Source organism: Citrobacter sp. RHBSTW-00671 (assembly GCF_014103415.1).
Lineage (GTDB): Bacteria > Pseudomonadota > Gammaproteobacteria > Enterobacterales > Enterobacteriaceae > Citrobacter.
In genome coordinates this window covers 2624730-2640495 of sequence record NZ_JABXPR010000001.1, presented here as the reverse complement: position 1 = coordinate 2640495, position 15766 = coordinate 2624730, and the positions used below count along the sequence as shown (strand labels likewise).

The window sequence follows — 15766 nt, the reverse complement described above, 5'->3', positions numbered from 1 at the left end:
AGCACTACATCTGACAATTAACAGAGTTTTTCTGCACGCTCGATAAACGGAGCAAGGCTCATTTTTTCGCCAGGTTTAGCCGGATCGTCAATCTGGATAATGTCGATCGGTTTTGCCGTGGTTTTACCGCTCTCAACCTGCTGTCTGGCTACATCATTCAGCGGGTATTGCACCAGCGTACTGGGGTTGATGACATACAGCGCGTTGCCCGGACGGCAGGTCAGCATCACCTCTTCACGATTAAACGCCCATTTATCTTTGCCAACCTCAAAACGACTGACGGTAATAACCTGCGGCGCAGCCAGTGCCGCTCCCGAACTTGCCAGTAGCAATAAAGAGATAATGATTTTTTTCATACGTTTTGCCAGTCCATCAGAACGGTTCGAGGGTCGCAAACAGGCTGACAATTGCCAGCACAACAGCGCCTATACCCCATTCCAGCTTCGTCATCCAAATAAAATAGAGGGTCATGCAGCGGTTATCCTGCTGCATACGTGGAACAAGAACATACCGATTCACCAGCGCAATCGCCACCATTAGCATGACCAGGGCACATTTTAACAACAGCAGTCTCCCATAAGCCGCATGCCAGGGAACAGCGAAACCGACAATAAACAGCGCATTCATGATGCCGGTAAGCAACACGCCAATCACAAAAAGATGCCCATAGCGGGAGAAACGCATCATGGTACTGATGGCTTGATCGCGCCAGCGTCCTTGCGCCATTTTCATACAGTAGAGCACCGGCAGCAAGCCGCCAAACCACGCTGCAGCGCATATCAGATGCAGCGCATGGTTAATCTGATGAAGTGTGCCGGTTACGCCATCGTGCAGTGTCGCATGCCCAACGCCCGCCAGCAGAATAAACTGCGCAATCGTCAGCATTAGCAGTCGTCGCGGCATACTACGCGGTACGATAATGGACACCGCCAGTGTGACCAGCGCAAGGATAATCTGCCACAGCCAGACGCCCCCGAATTGTGTTTGCAGGACGGCTCCCCAAACAGTGATGGAGAGGACATCCTGCCAACCCGCGCCCATTAACCCCCCCTGAACCGCCAGCATCAGCGTCGCGCTGATAAAGCTCCACGCCGCGGCGTGGCGTTGTAGATGCAAGAAGCGACGCATCATCAAACGACGGAGCGAAACAGGTGCCAGCCATGCGCCATAGAGCGCACAGCCAAACACCAGCATCAGCGTGGTAAAATGGATAAAACGCAGTGCAACCCAGGTAAACGCCAGCATCGGTTATTTCACGCTAAAGCTATATTGCCCTTTCGTCTTGTGCCCATCCACTGACACAACGTGCCAATCGACCGTGTATTTTCCTGTTTCCAGTGACTGAGCGAGCGGAATAATCAGCTGCGTTTTATCCTGCTCATTACGCGTTGCCTTACCCGTTTTGATCTGTTCGTTTTGCGGGCCTGTCAGCGTTGCCCCGCTGAATGCAGGTTCGACACCTTCAGAAAAATTGAGCGTCAATGCCTGGGGTGATGCTGTGACTTGCGCATTAGCCGCGGGATTTTGTTGTGTCAGATGCGCATGCGCCAGGGCCGCGGGTGTCGCCAGTATGCCGGCAAGAGCGATGAGAGCAAAGCGAAGTGAAGATGCAGATGCAGATGAAGCCATATCAACTATTCCTTTTTGTTATGTCTAGTCTGTAGAGAATAACCTTCTACAATGATCGAGTCGAGAATCATCATTTCAGGCTTGCCATTAATGCGCACTCTTAGTAACTTTTGCGCGCCAATGGAGAGATGAGGAAAAACGTATGAATATTAATCTGGCCAAACTTGAGCAAGCAGAAATGGATAAGGTTAACGTCGATCTGGCTGCGGCAGGCGTCGCATTTAAAGAGCGCTACAACATGCCTGTCGTTGCTGAAGTTGTCGAGCGTGAACAGCCTGCACATTTACGCGACTGGTTCCGTGAACGCCTGATCGCACACCGTTTAGCTTCCGTTTCCCTCTCACGTTTACCTTACGAGCCTAAAGTTAAATAAACCTTATATTAAGTTACAGTTCCTTACATGATGCCTGCTACAGTATAAGTACATTCTTAACCTACTATTTAAGGATGGTTGTAGACACTATGAAAAGGAAATCATTATGTCACACTGGAAAATTGCTGCAGCGCAGTACGAACCACTTCAGAGATCATTAAGCGAACACGTCGCCCATCATTTACAGTTCATTCAGGCAGCGGCTAAATGCCAATGCGAATTGTTGGTTTTTCCATCATTGTCCCTGTTGGGATGTGTGGACGAAGACGACGCCCTCCCCGCCCCGCCCGATCAAGAGTTACTGCAACCCCTCGCCCACGCCGCAGTCACGTATCGTATGACCATCATTGCCGGGTTGTCGGTAGAGCATAACGATCGCTTTGTGAAGGGAATAGCGCTTTTCTCTCCCTGGATGACCTCGCCGTTAATGTTTCATCAAAGCCATGGCGCCTGTATCGCCAGGCAACGAAATGCCATCAGCGTGGTCGACAGCCAGCCGGAAGGTATTGATATCGACCCGACATTTTCGCTGTTCACAACCTGTCAGTCCGTCAAAGAACCAGAACTGCTCTCTTCCGCTTCGCGTCTGCAAAGTTTTTCGCATAAATTCGCCATTGCGGTACTGATGGCCAATGCCCGTGGCAGCAGCGCATTGTGGGATGAACGTGGTCGGTTAATTGTCCGCGCCGACAGCGGTTCATTACTGTTAACCGGGCAACGCACGCCACGGGGTTGGCAAGGTGATATCATTCCATTACGCTAGTCGTTTTTGGCTCGGAGCCCGGCATGTTGCGCATAATAGATACAGAAACCTGTGGTCTGCAGGGAGGCATTGTTGAGATTGCATCGGTCGATGTCGTTGACGGAACGATCGTCAATCCCATGAGCCATCTGGTGCGTCCTGACCGTCCCATCAGCCCACAAGCCATGGCTATCCATCACATCACTGAAGCGATGGTAGCGGATAAACCGTGGATTGAAGATGTCATCCCGCACTATTACGGCAGCGAGTGGTACGTGGCGCATAACGCCAGTTTTGATCGGCGTGTGCTGCCCGAAATGCCGGGGGAATGGATTTGCACCATGAAGCTTTCCCGCCGCCTGTGGCCGGGGATCAAATACAGCAATATGGCGCTCTATAAGTCCCGCAAGCTGAACGTCCAGACGCCGTCTGGTCTGCACCACCACCGCGCGCTTTATGATTGCTACATCACGGCGGCACTGCTGATAGACATCATGCAGACGTCCGGCTGGACCCCGGAGCAAATGGCCGATGTCACCGGCCGTCCTGCGCTGCTAACTACCTTTACCTTCGGTAAATACCGCGGGAAACCGGTATCTGAAGTCGCTGAACGCGATCCGGGCTATTTGCGCTGGCTGTTTAATAACCTTGACAATATGAGCCCGGAATTGCGCCTGACGCTGAAACACTATCTGGATAACGCCTGAGTTGCCGCCTGACCGGGCAGTGTTCCCTGCGCAAGACCAATTAAAAAAGCGAACTCGAGGGCCACACCTTCATAGGATTTATAGCGCCCGGATTTACCACCGTGTCCGGAGTCCATATCCGTACACAATAGCAGCAGATGATCGTCTGTTTTCATTTCACGCAGTTTCGCCACCCACTTCGCCGGTTCCCAGTATTGCACCTGGGAATCGTGTAACCCTGTGGTTACCAACAGATGCGGATAATCCTGTGCGGTGACGTTATCGTATGGGCTGTAGCTTTTCATGTAGGTGTAATACTCTTTGTCCTGCGGATTGCCCCACTCTTCAAACTCACCGGTTGTCAGCGGAATTGACTCATCCAGCATGGTGGTCACCACATCGACAAACGGCACCTGGGCAATAACGCCGTGAAAAAGTGTCGGACGCTCGTTGATGGCAACACCCATCAGCATCCCTCCGGCGCTTCCTCCCATCCCATAACACAATGAAGGTGAGCCATAACCGAGTTTGAGCAGTGCATCGCAGACGTCGAGATAGTCATTGAAGGTATTTTTCTTACGCAGAAATTTACCCTCTTCATACCATTGCTGCCCCAACTCACCACCACCACGCACGTGGGCGATCGCGTACACAAAGCCGCGATCCAATAAGCTTAAGCGGCTGCTGCTGAAATCAGCGTCCATGCTTGCGCCATATGAACCATAGCCATACACCAATAATGGATTTTTCCCTTTACGGAAATGCTGCTTGTGGTAGACCAGCGAGACAGGTACCTCTGTCCCATCGCGTGCGGTTATCCACACATGTTCACTGCGGTAATTTGCGGCGTCGAAGCCGGGGACAGTAGTCTGCTTAAGTACGCGGCGCTCGCCAGTATCCATATCCAGTTCGAACAGCGTGTCCGGCGTAGTCATGGAGGAATAGCCATAGCGCAGGCGCGATGTCTCCGGCTCAGGATTATAAGCCAGCCACGTCACATAGGCGGGATCGTCAAAGGCAATCCCGATTACTTCACGCGTTTTGCGATTGATTTGTCGCAGGCTGGTTAACCCCTGCTGTCGTTCTTCCACCACCAGCCAGTCGGTGAACAGCGTAAAACCCTCCAGCATGACACTGTCACGCGCTGGGATTAGCGTCTCCCAGGCGTGTTCATCTCGTACACGGGTACGGTACAGGCTGAAGTTTTTACCCTGACGGTTTGAGCGCAGATAAAAGGCGTGTTGATAGTGATCGAGACTGTATTCATGGTCTTTTCGACGCGCCAAAAAGACCAGTGGCTCGGCATCAGCCAGTTCTGCATCAATGAGCAAAACCTCACTGGTGGTTGCACTCGCAATATGAATAACAACATAGTGCTGTGAGGTGGTTTTATGCAGACTGACATAAAACATATCATCAGCCTCTTCATACACCAGCTCATCATCAGTGGATGGTGAACCGACAGTATGCCGCCAGACCTGATACGGCAGCAATGTGGTTTCATGCTTGCGGACATAATAGAAAGTCTGCGAGTCGTTGGCCCAGACTAATTCCGGCTCGACGTTTTCAAGTACCTCCGGGTACCAGTTGCCCGTTTGTAAGTTGCGAAAGCGCACACCATATTGCCGACGGGAAAGGTAATCCTCCGCCAGTGCCATAATGGTATTGTCCGGTGATATTGCCAGACCACCTAACGTATAGAATTCGCTATGGGCTGCGCGCTGGTTTCCATCCAGCAAGGTATCCCATTCATCCCACTCTTCACTGAGAGCAGACTGGCGCTGATAAATGGCATATTCACACCCCGGTTCATAGAGATGGCGATAGCGGTACCCATTTTTCACATACGGTGCGGACACATCCTGAGGGGGAATACGGTCGATAATCTCTTTCAGAACACGATCCTGCAAAGCTTGCTGCGAAGCCATCACCTGGCGGCCATACGCATTTTCTTGTTGCAGGTAATTCAGTACTTCTGGCTGCGAGCGGGTGTCATCTCGCAACCAGTAATAATTATCAACACGCGTATCGCCATGCTGCGTCATGGCGTGAGGAATACGAGGAGCTTTAGATAGCATGTCATTGTTCTTTTGCTTAAACATTCTATAAGGGTGGCAAAAGTCAGCAATGATGCAAGCGAAACATGCGCCTTAGCAGTAACTATTTAGTCTGGCAGTGCCTGTTTTTGTTGCTTAAGATCCTGCTCAATCCCTTCGCGAACATCCTGCGGGATCTTCAACGCATCACCCAACGCATTCAGATAACTGCGCTCCATAAAGTGGTCGATATCAATTGCCGCACAGCTCAGGAAGTAGATTTCCAGTGCTTCTTCTTCATTACGGACCCCCTGAGCCAGACGCTGCGGGTCGAGTGGTTGTTCAATCGCACGCTCAATCAGAACACGCCCCTGCTCTTCGACTCCCGCTTCACGGAGTTGGTGTTCAATGGCAGCACGCTCTTTAGCATCAATATGCCCATCGCTTTTCGCCGCAAAGACCAGCGCCATGATCAGACGCTCGGTTCGCTGATCCAGCGGCGAGCTCTGCGCACCAAATTGTGGTTCATCCTGATGCGCCGCACGGACCTTATCTTTGTACTTGTTCCATAACACCGTCCCGGCAACCGCCCCACCGCCAACCAAAAGCGCGCTGGTGCCGTATTTACTGAGTAATTTACGTGAGGATTTGTTGGCAACCAGTAATCCTGCCAGACCGCCTAGCGCGCCAGGCACCAGCAGTTTGCTGAGCCCTTGTTCACCGGAAGATGACGCAGATGATGCTTTTTGCCCAAGAAGAGATTGTAGTTGATTCAGCCAGTTAGCCATTTTGCCCCTCAAGTACAGACGAATAATTATCAAAGCGTACCCGAGGGGATGTCAGGAAGTGTTCAGGTCATCAAAAGATGTGCAAATTCAGCTACTGGCGCACCTGATACTCTGCTGTGCCGGCTTTGCAATCAAGCTTTACCTGATAGTGAATGTCGCTGCTTTTGCCGCGCACGGTCAGGGGGACTGTCCACTGCCCGTCTTTACCGACAATATCCTGTGGATTGGCCCATGCTACCGGGTCAAGCTGACCGAGTTTCTTTTGATCGTCGGCCCAGCGCACAATGCGATTCTGCAGGTAATCACGTTTGACGCTGGCTGCAATGCCATCAGCGTCCAGACCTTCACAGTTTGGAAACTGAACTGACTTACTTTCCGTATTCGCCGCAAATACTGATACGCTGGCAGATAACAACAGCAGGCTCAACAACGCTCTTTTTTTATACATTCTTTTCTCCTTATCTCCCTTTCGTCCTTCAGGCCGCAGACCCGCGGTGTGAAGGCTGTCAGAGATTGCACAATGATTCAGGGAAAAGCATGGTACAAAATATCAGGAGCGCAAGTCGCTTCAGGCCGCCTGGGTATCATCCTCAGCAGATGCGTTGTTGTCGACCACCTGTGGAGAAGGCAGCTTGCCGTTTTTCAGGATGGCGCTCAGCACCTCTTTTTGTTCAGCCAGCCACAGAGAAAGCGCTTCACGCTGCTCATCTTCCAGCGCTACCGGTGATTGTTCCAGCCATGTGTCGAGCAGATCGGCTGTATCGAGCATTTTGTCATACGCATCGGCTTCCTTTTTGCTGGTAAACGACATTTTTTCCTCACCTTCCCGAATGACTACGTATTTAACTTCAACCGCCATTTTTGCAGCCTCTTAAATTACCTGTATTTATATACAGCATATTCTTTTTCATCCCTGAAATCAACCTGGTAATAAAGACAGACGCAAACGTTTTCGTATATACTGCCCCCAGTTAAAACAGGGGATTAATTTATGACGTTATTAGGCACAGCACTGCGTCCTGCAGCAACGCGTGTGATGTTATTAGGTTCAGGTGAACTGGGTAAAGAGGTGGCGATTGAATGCCAACGCCTGGGCGTGGAAGTCATTGCCGTGGATCGTTACCCCGACGCACCAGCGATGCACGTTGCTCATCGCTCCTACGTCATCAACATGTTGGATGGCGATGCATTGCGCCAGGTTGTCGAGCATGAAAAACCGCATTTTATCGTGCCAGAAATTGAAGCCATCGCCACAGATATGCTGGTAAAACTGGAGCAGGAAGGCCTGAACGTAGTGCCTTGCGCACGCGCGACTCAACTGACCATGAACCGGGAAGGCATCCGTCGCCTCGCCGCCGACGAGTTATCTTTACCGACATCATCTTTTCGCTTCGCCGACAGTGAAATGCGTTTTCGCGAGGCCGTAGACGAAATCGGTTATCCCTGCATCGTAAAACCGGTAATGAGTTCTTCCGGTAAAGGCCAGAGCTTTATCCGCTCCGCCGAACAGCTAACCGAAGCCTGGAACTATGCCCAACAGGGCGGGCGAGCGGGCGCCGGGCGTGTTATCGTCGAAGGCGTGGTGAATTTCGATTTTGAAATCACACTGCTTACCGTCAGCGCCATTGACGGCGTACATTTTTGCGCACCGGTAGGTCATCGCCAGGAAGACGGCGACTATCGCGAATCCTGGCAGCCACAGCAGATGAGCGAACTGGCGTTAGCCCGGGCGCAGGAGATTGCCCGGAAAGTGGTACTGGCATTGGGCGGCCACGGATTATTTGGTGTGGAGCTGTTTGTCTGCGGTGACGACGTCATTTTCAGCGAAGTCTCCCCTCGCCCGCACGACACGGGTATGGTGACGCTGATTTCTCAGGATCTGTCTGAGTTTGCCCTGCACGTGCGTGCATTCCTTGGTCTTCCCGTTGGCGCAATCCGCCAGTATGGTCCGTCAGCGTCAGCGGTGATCCTGCCGCAGCTAAGCAGTCAAAACGTTACCTTTGATAATGTGGATGCTGCCGTTGGCGCGGGTTTGCAGATACGTCTGTTTGGTAAACCCGAGATCGACGGTACGCGTCGTTTAGGTGTCGTGCTGGCAACGGCAGAAAGTGTTGAAGAAGCGGTTGATCGTGCGAAAAACGCGGCTGCACAGGTAAAAGTGGCAGGTTAAAACCGGACCCGTAGACCGGATGAGGCAGTAACCCCCCATCCGGCAAAGCCCGATATCGGCGCTAACGCCTATTATCGGGCCTTCGGTTTACACATTGATAGCTTACTGCTTCGCGCCTTCAACCGCTTCGCGAGCCAGTTTGGTGATACGATCGTAATCACCCGCTTCCAGCGCATCCGCCGGAACCAGCCAGGAACCGCCAATACACAGCACGCTTTTCAGGGCCAGGTAATCACGGTAGTTCGCCGGGGAGATACCGCCAGTCGGGCAGAAACGAACCTGAGAGAACGGACCCGCGATTGCCTGCAGTGCTTTCGTACCGCCGTTCGCTTCAGCCGGGAAGAATTTGAACTCTTTCAAACCGTAGTCCATACCCAGCATCAGTTCAGAAACGGTGCTGATGCCAGGGATCAGCGGAATCGTCCCTTCGGTTGCTGCTTTCAACAGCGGCTCGGTCAGACCCGGGCTAATCGCAAACTGAGCACCAGCCGCAGTAACTTCAGCCAGTTGCTGTGGATTCAGCACAGTACCCGCACCGACGATAGCATCCGGTACTTCTTTCGCGATTGCACGAATAGCATCCATCGCACATGCGGTACGTAACGTCACTTCCAGAACGCGCACGCCCCCTGCAACTAACGCTTTTGCCATCGGCACAGCGTGTTCCAGTTTGTTAACCACAATAACCGGTACAACCGGGCCAGTGGTCAGGATTGCTTCTGCACTTGTCTTCCAGTTTTTCATCAGAGTTTTCTCTCGCCTGATTACAAATTAAGTCTTAAAAAGTGATACAGGTTGCGCCCTGCTCCGCACCGGACAGCTTTTCACGCAACGCGCTGAACATTTCACGCCCGGTACCCACGCGCGAAGCGCTAAGGTCAGGAATGTGAGGCTGACGAGAGGCAAGTTCCTCTTCATCAACCAGCAGCGTCAATTCACCTGTCTGTCCATTCACACGAATGATGTCGCCATCGCGCACTTTCGCCAGCAGCCCGCCATCGTAGGCTTCTGGGGTTACATGGATTGCTGAAGGCACTTTACCTGAAGCACCTGAAAGTCGTCCATCAGTAACTAACGCAATTTTGAAACAACGGTCCAATAATACACCAAGTGGTGGCATGAGTTTATGTAATTCTGGCATTCCGTTCGCTTTTGGTCCCTGATGACGCACAACAACCACACAATCCCGGTCAAGCAGACCCGCATCAAACGCCGGTAACACATCATGTTGACTTTCGAAGACCACGGCAGGCGCTTCAATCACCTGATTTTCAACTGGAACAGCTGAGGTTTTCATCACCGCACGCCCCAGATTGCCACTCAGTACTTTAGTGCCGCCATGATGGGAGAATGGCTGGTCAAAGGCGGCAATCACATTGCTGTCCAGCGATTTTTCCGCGCCTTCGCGCCAGTCCAGTTCACCGTTATTCAGCCACGGCTCCAGGGTATAACGCGATAAACCGAATCCGGCCACGGTATTCACATCTTCATGTAACAGACCCGCGTTCAGCAGTTCACGCATTAATACAGGCACACCACCAGCAGCCTGGAAATGGTTAATGTCTGCCGGGCCATTCGGGTAGAGTCGGGCCATCAGCGGGACCACATCTGACAGGTCGGAGAAGTCATCCCAGTTAATCAGAATACCGGCTGCACGCGCCATGGCGACCAGGTGCATCGTATGGTTGGTTGAACCGCCGGTCGCCAGCAGTGCCACAATACCGTTCACTACCACTTTTTCATCGATCATTTTACCGATCGGCATCCACTCGTTACCGTTACCGGTCAGACGTGTTACCTGACGGGCCGCCGCGGCGGTCAATGCTTCGCGCAGTGGTGCATCCGGGTGCACAAAAGAGGAGCCTGGCAACTGCATGCCCATAAACTCCACGACCATCTGGTTGGTGTTAGCGGTGCCGTAGAACGTACAGGTACCCGGTGCATGATAAGACGCAGCCTCGGATTCGAGCAGTGCCATACGATCTACTTTGCCTTCGGCATACAGTTGACGAATACGCACTTTCTCTTTGTTCGCCAGACCGCTCGCCATCGGGCCAGAAGGGATGAAGATTGAAGGCAGATGGCCGAAGGAAAGCGCCGCCATGACCAGGCCTGGGACAATCTTGTCACATACGCCTAGGAACAGCGCACCATCGAACATATTGTGTGAGAGCCCCACGGCCGCCGACATCGCAATGACTTCACGACTGAGCAGAGAAAGCTCCATGCCGTCCTGACCCTGGGTCACTCCGTCGCACATCGCTGGTACGCCACCAGCAACCTGGCCCACCGCATTGGCTTCATGCAGTGCTTTGCGAATAATGGCCGGATAGTGTTCATACGGCTGGTGTGCGGAAAGCATGTCGTTATAGGAGGTAATGATCGCGATATTGTTACGCAACATGCTTTTTAGCGAGGCTTTGTCCTCCGGCTGACAGGCGGCAAAACCATGCGCCAGATTACCGCACGCCAGTTGTGAACGATGGACGGTAGTCGTTTTAGCCTGTTCGATTCGAGCGAGGTAGGCGGAACGCGTGTCCCGGGAACGTTCGACGATACGTTGTGTTACGCGTAACAAATTCGGATTCATAGAGGCTCCTAAAATTTATCTGTCAGAGCGGTTGGGTAAACAGTGTTACTCAGCATCACTAAATATTGCTGAATCGCTTGTTAGCCGTAGCTCAGGGGCAAAATCGTTTCAGGCAGTGTAATAAAAAAAACCTCGCGGGTGAATCCACGCGAGGTTTAAAAGTGCAAAAATTATTCTACAATCTGTGTTAGATCATGTTACCGGTAAAATAACACCTAATGGCTAGATGATCTTTTACTCGAATTCGTTCCAGGAACGACCGTCACGGGTGATCATGGCCACAGACGCAACCGGTCCCCAGGTTCCTGCCTGATAAGGCTTCGGCGACTCGTTATCCATCGCCCAGGCTTCGGTAATTGAATCCACCCATTTCCAGGCTTCCTCGACCTCATCGCGACGCACAAACAGCGCCTGAATACCGCGCATGGTTTCCAACAGCAGGCGCTCATAGGCGTCGGCCAGGTGCGTTTGGTTGAAGGTTTCTGAGTAGCTCAGATCCAGCTTAGTGATTTGCAGATTATGTTTGTGGTCCAGACCTGGCACTTTGTTCAGTACCTGGATATCAACCCCTTCATCAGGCTGCAAACGAATAGTCAACTTGTTCTGCGGCAGATCCTGCCAGGATTCTTTAAACAGATTCAGCTCAGGTGTTTTGAAGTAAACCACCACTTCAGAGCACTTGGTTGGTAAACGTTTACCGGTACGCAGGTAGAACGGTACACCCGTCCAGCGCCAGTTATCGATATCGACGCGAATCGCCACAAACGTTTCCGTGTTGCTGCTCTTATTCGCGCCCTCTTCTTCCAGGTAACCCGGTACCTTTTTACCCTGGGCAAAACCGGTGGTGTACTGACCGCGCACCGTTTTTTCACGCACGTTCGAGCGATCGATGCGACGCAGCGATTTCAGTACCTTTACTTTCTCATCGCGAATGCTGTCGGCGCTCAGATCAGCCGGAGGGGACATTGCGATCATGCATAGGATCTGCAGCAGGTGGTTCTGGATCATATCGCGCATTTGACCTGCCTGGTCAAAATAGCCCCAGCGCCCTTCAATACCCACTTCTTCCGCCACCGTAATTTCTACGTGGTCGATAGTGCGATTATCCCAGTTATTTACAAACAGGGAGTTAGCGAAACGCAACGCCAGCAGGTTCAGAACCGTCTCTTTACCAAGATAGTGGTCGATACGGTAAACCTGGCATTCTTCGAAATACTCCCCCACCTGGTCGTTGATTTCACGGGATGTCGCGAGCGAAGTACCCAGCGGTTTTTCCATCACGACACGCGCAGGCTTCGCGTTAAGTTTTGCTTCACCCAAACCTTTGCAGATCGCGCCAAAGGTGCTTGGCGGCATAGCGAAATAGTTAATCGTGGTACGTGATTTTTGATCCAGCATCTCGCCCAGACGGCTAAATGCGGCGGTGTCATTGACGTCCAGGTTACAAAAATCCAGACGGCCGCTGAGGGTTTCCCATAAACTCTCATCAATTTTTTCTTTCATGAAAGTTTCGAGCGCTTCGCGTACAACCTTGGTATAGGCAGCTTTGTCCCAATCAGCACGCCCTACCCCAATGATGCGGGTATCCGGGTTAATCTGACCGGCCTTTTCCAGTTGATACAGGGAAGGCAGCAATTTCCGTCGCGCCAGGTCGCCCTTCGCGCCGAAAATGACCAGGTCACATGCCTGGGCTGTTTGCGTTACCGCCATGTCATTCTCCTCAATTGAGTGCCTGGTGCTTTTGCCAGACACTGGTTGTAATTTTATTACAATGCACTGTACTGCTTTTACGTGATTCCGTGAACCGTAAACGCTTATCCAGCCGTGCTGTTACCGAAAACAGCGGCTAAACAGACGCCAGTCGGGCTCAAAATGGATAAAAAAGTCGCTTTTTTTCGTACCCATGAAGAAGTATGAAAACCGGACTTCGATCATGTAATGAAAAAAAACAACAACTATTCTCTCCATTTTGCCCCGTTCCTTCACTCTCAGGGGTAGTATCTACACACAAAATAATTCGCGTTGCAGGAAAGCGGCAAGCGAGTGACAAATTCGCCAGGAACGAATCTTTCCAACCGAAGGATGTCTCTCATTTCATCCCGATGGGCTTACTCAAGTAAGCGATTCAGGTGATTTAACGTAGCCCCCCTGCGGCTCGACGTATGACGTGTATAACAAAATTATGCGCCGATTTCCCCATATTGCTGAAATCGCTTTTGCCCATGACCCATGAGTCTACCTACATCATGAATATGCTGGAAAAAATCCAGTTAAAACTGGAACATTTGAGCAAGTCAGAACGTAAGGTTGCTGACGTTATTCTTACCTCACCAGATCAGGCGATCCATTCGAGCATTGCTGCGCTGGCGCTGGAAGCCAATGTCAGCGAACCGACCGTTAACCGTTTCTGCCGCAGCATGGATACGCGTGGCTTTCCTGATTTTAAACTGCATCTGGCGCAAAGCCTGGCAAATGGTACCCCATATGTTAATCGCAATGTGGATGAGGATGACAGCGTTGAATCCTACACGGGGAAAATCTTCGAGTCTGCAATGGCGAGCCTTGACCATGTTCGTCAGTCTCTGGATAACGTGGCAGTAAATCGTGCGGTTGATTTACTCACTCAGGCGAAGAAAATTGCCTTTTTTGGGCTCGGTTCCTCCGCCGCGGTGGCGCATGACGCCATGAATAAATTTTTCCGTTTTAACGTTCCGGTTATCTATTCCGACGACATCGTTCTGCAACGCATGAGCTGTATGAATTGTAGTGATGATGATGTCATTGTGCTCATTTCACACACCGGAAGAACCAAAAGTCTGGTGGAACTGGCACAACTGGCAAGAGAAAACGATGCCATGGTGATTGCCCTGACATCTCCTGGTACTCCGCTGGCACGTGAAGCAACGCTGGCAATTACCCTCGATGTACCGGAAGATACTGACATTTATATGCCCATGGTCTCTCGACTTGCTCAACTTACCGTGATAGATGTGCTGGCTACGGGATTTACTTTGCGCCGTGGGGCAAAATTTAGAGATAACTTGAAGCGTGTCAAGGAAGCGCTCAAGGAATCGCGTTTTGATAAAGAATTACTCATCAAGAGTGATGACCGCTAAAAGCAATAACAATGTTCTACCCTTTTATCATCCGGGTCGTTCATTTTACCGTTTATGTTCGAGAACGGCCGGATCAATGTTCACGCAACACCTAGTTGTTTCAGTCAACGGAGTATTACATGTCCAGAAGGCTTCGCAGAACCAAAATCGTTACCACGTTAGGCCCGGCAACTGACCGCGATAACAACCTTGAAAAAATTATCGCCGCTGGGGCGAATGTTGTACGTATGAACTTTTCGCACGGCTCTCCAGAAGATCACAAAATGCGGGCGGATAAAGTCCGTGAGATTGCCGCCAAACTGGGACGTCATGTAGCTATTTTGGGTGACCTGCAGGGACCTAAAATCCGCGTATCGACCTTTAAAGAAGGCAAAGTATTTCTCAATGTTGGCGACAAATTCCTGTTAGACGCCAACCTCGGTAAAGGTGAAGGCGACAAAGAAAAAGTCGGCATCGATTACAAAGGCCTGCCTGCTGACGTCGTGCCGGGCGATATCCTGCTGCTGGATGATGGTCGCGTACAGCTCAAAGTGCTGGAAGTTCAGGGTATGAAAGTCTTCACCGAAGTCACTGTCGGTGGCCCGCTCTCCAACAACAAAGGCATCAACAAACTTGGCGGCGGCCTTTCTGCTGAAGCGCTGACGGAAAAAGACAAAGCAGACATCATTACTGCAGCGCAAATCAGCGTTGACTATCTGGCGGTCTCCTTCCCTCGCTGCGGCGAAGATCTGAATTATGCCCGCCGCCTGGCGCGCGACGCTGGCTGCGATGCGAAAATTGTTGCCAAGGTAGAGCGTGCTGAAGCCGTCTGCGACCAGAATGCGATGGATGACATCATCCTTGCCTCTGACGTGGTAATGGTTGCGCGTGGTGACCTGGGCGTGGAAATCGGTGACCCGGAGCTGGTCGGTATTCAGAAAGCGTTGATCCGTCGCGCACGTCAGCTGAACCGTGCGGTAATTACCGCAACGCAGATGATGGAGTCGATGATCACTAACCCAATGCCGACCCGTGCGGAAGTCATGGACGTGGCAAACGCCGTGCTGGATGGGACTGATGCCGTCATGCTGTCTGCCGAAACTGCCGCAGGCCAGTACCCGGCGGAAACCGTCGCAGCGATGGCTCGCGTCTGTCTGGGTGCAGAGAAAATCCCGAGCATCAACGTTTCTAAACACCGCCTGGACGTACAGTTTGATAATGTCGAAGAAGCTATCGCCATGTCAGCGATGTATGCCGCGAACCATCTGAAAGGCGTTACCGCTATCATCGCCATGACCGAGTCCGGTCGTACTGCGCTGATGACATCCCGCATCAGTTCTGGCCTGCCGATTTTCGCGATGTCTCGTCATGAGCGTACGCTGAACCTGACCTCTCTGTATCGTGGCGTTACGCCGGTTCACTTTGACAGTGAAACTGACGGTGTCGTGGCTGCCAACGAAGCGGTCAATCTGCTGCGCGACAAAGGTTACCTGGTGTCAGGCGATCTGGTGATTGTGACCCAGGGTGATGTCATGAGCACCATCGGTTCCACCAACACCACACGTATTCTGACTGTAGAATAACGACTCTGCTTACTGCCTGATATTACTCGCTATTCAGGACGGGTCAGCTGATACAAAAAAGCCTCTCGAACGAG

Annotated in this window: 16 protein-coding genes; 6 read left to right on the top strand and 10 right to left on the bottom strand. The window is 51.8% G+C overall.

Annotated features, from left to right (window positions below; translation table 11 throughout):
- Positions 1 to 17 precede the first annotated feature (17 nt).
- The 3 genes from HV261_RS12715 to yobA are packed head-to-tail and all read right to left on the bottom strand — an operon-like array spanning position 18 to position 1629.
- Complete coding sequence (locus HV261_RS12715; protein ID WP_040232386.1) at positions 18 to 356, bottom strand: YebY family protein; 339 nt, start codon at positions 354 to 356, stop codon at positions 18 to 20.
- Between the two features lie 16 nt (positions 357 to 372).
- Positions 373 to 1245, bottom strand: a complete 873-nt coding sequence (gene copD, locus HV261_RS12710; protein ID WP_202038421.1) for a copper homeostasis membrane protein CopD — start codon at positions 1243 to 1245, stop codon at positions 373 to 375.
- Between the two features lie 3 nt (positions 1246 to 1248).
- Complete coding sequence (gene yobA, locus HV261_RS12705; RefSeq protein WP_202038420.1) at positions 1249 to 1629, bottom strand: CopC domain-containing protein YobA; 381 nt, start codon at positions 1627 to 1629, stop codon at positions 1249 to 1251.
- A 142-nt stretch (positions 1630 to 1771) separates the two neighbouring features.
- Between yobA and HV261_RS12700 the strand changes: the two genes are divergently transcribed.
- The 3 genes from HV261_RS12700 to exoX all read left to right on the top strand — a co-directional run bounded on the left by HV261_RS12700 (position 1772) and on the right by exoX (position 3451).
- On the top strand, positions 1772 to 2002 hold the full coding sequence (locus HV261_RS12700; protein WP_005120732.1) for a DNA polymerase III subunit theta: 231 nt from the start codon (positions 1772 to 1774) through the stop codon (positions 2000 to 2002).
- Between the two features lie 106 nt (positions 2003 to 2108).
- Positions 2109 to 2765, top strand: a complete 657-nt coding sequence (locus HV261_RS12695) for a carbon-nitrogen hydrolase family protein (protein ID WP_202038419.1) — start codon at positions 2109 to 2111, stop codon at positions 2763 to 2765.
- 23 nt (positions 2766 to 2788) lie between these two features.
- The gene (gene exoX, locus HV261_RS12690) at positions 2789 to 3451 is read left to right on the top strand and encodes an exodeoxyribonuclease X (protein ID WP_202038418.1); all 663 of its coding nucleotides are present in this window, start codon (positions 2789 to 2791) and stop codon (positions 3449 to 3451) included.
- Here the strand turns inward: exoX and ptrB are convergent.
- The 4 genes from ptrB to yebG form a co-directional block, all read right to left on the bottom strand.
- Positions 3433 to 5508 carry an oligopeptidase B gene (gene ptrB, locus HV261_RS12685; RefSeq protein WP_202038417.1) on the bottom strand — a complete coding sequence of 692 codons (2076 nt, stop codon included), beginning with the start codon at positions 5506 to 5508 and terminating at the stop codon, positions 3433 to 3435. The two genes, exoX and ptrB, sit on opposite strands and share 19 nt — an antisense overlap.
- A gap of 86 nt (positions 5509 to 5594) precedes the next feature.
- A complete protein-coding gene (locus tag HV261_RS12680) occupies positions 5595 to 6254 on the bottom strand; it encodes a tellurite resistance TerB family protein (RefSeq protein WP_202038416.1) in 660 nt (219 codons plus the stop codon).
- 91 nt (positions 6255 to 6345) lie between these two features.
- Positions 6346 to 6702 (bottom strand): protein YebF, encoded by a 357-nt coding sequence (gene yebF / locus HV261_RS12675; protein WP_202038415.1) that lies wholly within the window; start codon positions 6700 to 6702, stop codon positions 6346 to 6348.
- A 120-nt stretch (positions 6703 to 6822) separates the two neighbouring features.
- Complete coding sequence (gene yebG, locus HV261_RS12670; RefSeq protein WP_137381578.1) at positions 6823 to 7113, bottom strand: DNA damage-inducible protein YebG; 291 nt, start codon at positions 7111 to 7113, stop codon at positions 6823 to 6825.
- 132 nt (positions 7114 to 7245) lie between these two features.
- On the opposite strand from yebG, the gene purT reads away from it, so the two are divergent.
- Positions 7246 to 8424 carry a formate-dependent phosphoribosylglycinamide formyltransferase gene (purT, locus tag HV261_RS12665; RefSeq protein WP_202038414.1) on the top strand — a complete coding sequence of 393 codons (1179 nt, stop codon included), beginning with the start codon at positions 7246 to 7248 and terminating at the stop codon, positions 8422 to 8424.
- A 102-nt stretch (positions 8425 to 8526) separates the two neighbouring features.
- Here purT and kdgA read toward each other — a convergent pair whose 3' ends face one another.
- The 3 genes from kdgA to zwf form a co-directional block, all read right to left on the bottom strand.
- Complete coding sequence (gene kdgA / locus HV261_RS12660; RefSeq protein WP_005120716.1) at positions 8527 to 9168, bottom strand: bifunctional 4-hydroxy-2-oxoglutarate aldolase/2-dehydro-3-deoxy-phosphogluconate aldolase; 642 nt, start codon at positions 9166 to 9168, stop codon at positions 8527 to 8529.
- A 34-nt stretch (positions 9169 to 9202) separates the two neighbouring features.
- Complete coding sequence (gene edd, locus HV261_RS12655) at positions 9203 to 11014, bottom strand: phosphogluconate dehydratase (protein WP_202038413.1); 1812 nt, start codon at positions 11012 to 11014, stop codon at positions 9203 to 9205.
- 234 nt (positions 11015 to 11248) lie between these two features.
- Positions 11249 to 12724: a glucose-6-phosphate dehydrogenase gene (zwf, locus tag HV261_RS12650; protein ID WP_137381576.1), complete on the bottom strand. Its 1476-nt coding sequence runs from the start codon at positions 12722 to 12724 to the stop codon at positions 11249 to 11251.
- A 536-nt stretch (positions 12725 to 13260) separates the two neighbouring features.
- On the opposite strand from zwf, the gene HV261_RS12645 reads away from it, so the two are divergent.
- On the top strand, positions 13261 to 14130 hold the full coding sequence (locus tag HV261_RS12645; RefSeq protein ID WP_137381864.1) for a MurR/RpiR family transcriptional regulator: 870 nt from the start codon (positions 13261 to 13263) through the stop codon (positions 14128 to 14130).
- A gap of 119 nt (positions 14131 to 14249) precedes the next feature.
- Complete coding sequence (pyk, locus tag HV261_RS12640; protein ID WP_137381575.1) at positions 14250 to 15692, top strand: pyruvate kinase; 1443 nt, start codon at positions 14250 to 14252, stop codon at positions 15690 to 15692.
- Positions 15693 to 15766: the final 74 nt, after the last annotated feature.

Coding starts and splice junctions, on each gene's coding strand:
- HV261_RS12715 (WP_040232386.1), bottom strand. CDS start 356: ATGAAAAAAATCATTATCTCTTTATTGCTACTGGCAAGTTCGGGAGCG.
- copD (WP_202038421.1), bottom strand. CDS start 1,245: ATGCTGGCGTTTACCTGGGTTGCACTGCGTTTTATCCATTTTACCACG.
- yobA (WP_202038420.1), bottom strand. CDS start 1,629: ATGGCTTCATCTGCATCTGCATCTTCACTTCGCTTTGCTCTCATCGCT.
- HV261_RS12700 (WP_005120732.1), top strand. CDS start 1,772: ATGAATATTAATCTGGCCAAACTTGAGCAAGCAGAAATGGATAAGGTT.
- HV261_RS12695 (WP_202038419.1), top strand. CDS start 2,109: ATGTCACACTGGAAAATTGCTGCAGCGCAGTACGAACCACTTCAGAGA.
- exoX (WP_202038418.1), top strand. CDS start 2,789: ATGTTGCGCATAATAGATACAGAAACCTGTGGTCTGCAGGGAGGCATT.
- ptrB (WP_202038417.1), bottom strand. CDS start 5,508: ATGCTATCTAAAGCTCCTCGTATTCCTCACGCCATGACGCAGCATGGC.
- HV261_RS12680 (WP_202038416.1), bottom strand. CDS start 6,254: ATGGCTAACTGGCTGAATCAACTACAATCTCTTCTTGGGCAAAAAGCA.
- yebF (WP_202038415.1), bottom strand. CDS start 6,702: ATGTATAAAAAAAGAGCGTTGTTGAGCCTGCTGTTGTTATCTGCCAGC.
- yebG (WP_137381578.1), bottom strand. CDS start 7,113: ATGGCGGTTGAAGTTAAATACGTAGTCATTCGGGAAGGTGAGGAAAAA.
- purT (WP_202038414.1), top strand. CDS start 7,246: ATGACGTTATTAGGCACAGCACTGCGTCCTGCAGCAACGCGTGTGATG.
- kdgA (WP_005120716.1), bottom strand. CDS start 9,168: ATGAAAAACTGGAAGACAAGTGCAGAAGCAATCCTGACCACTGGCCCG.
- edd (WP_202038413.1), bottom strand. CDS start 11,014: ATGAATCCGAATTTGTTACGCGTAACACAACGTATCGTCGAACGTTCC.
- zwf (WP_137381576.1), bottom strand. CDS start 12,724: ATGGCGGTAACGCAAACAGCCCAGGCATGTGACCTGGTCATTTTCGGC.
- HV261_RS12645 (WP_137381864.1), top strand. CDS start 13,261: ATGAATATGCTGGAAAAAATCCAGTTAAAACTGGAACATTTGAGCAAG.
- pyk (WP_137381575.1), top strand. CDS start 14,250: ATGTCCAGAAGGCTTCGCAGAACCAAAATCGTTACCACGTTAGGCCCG.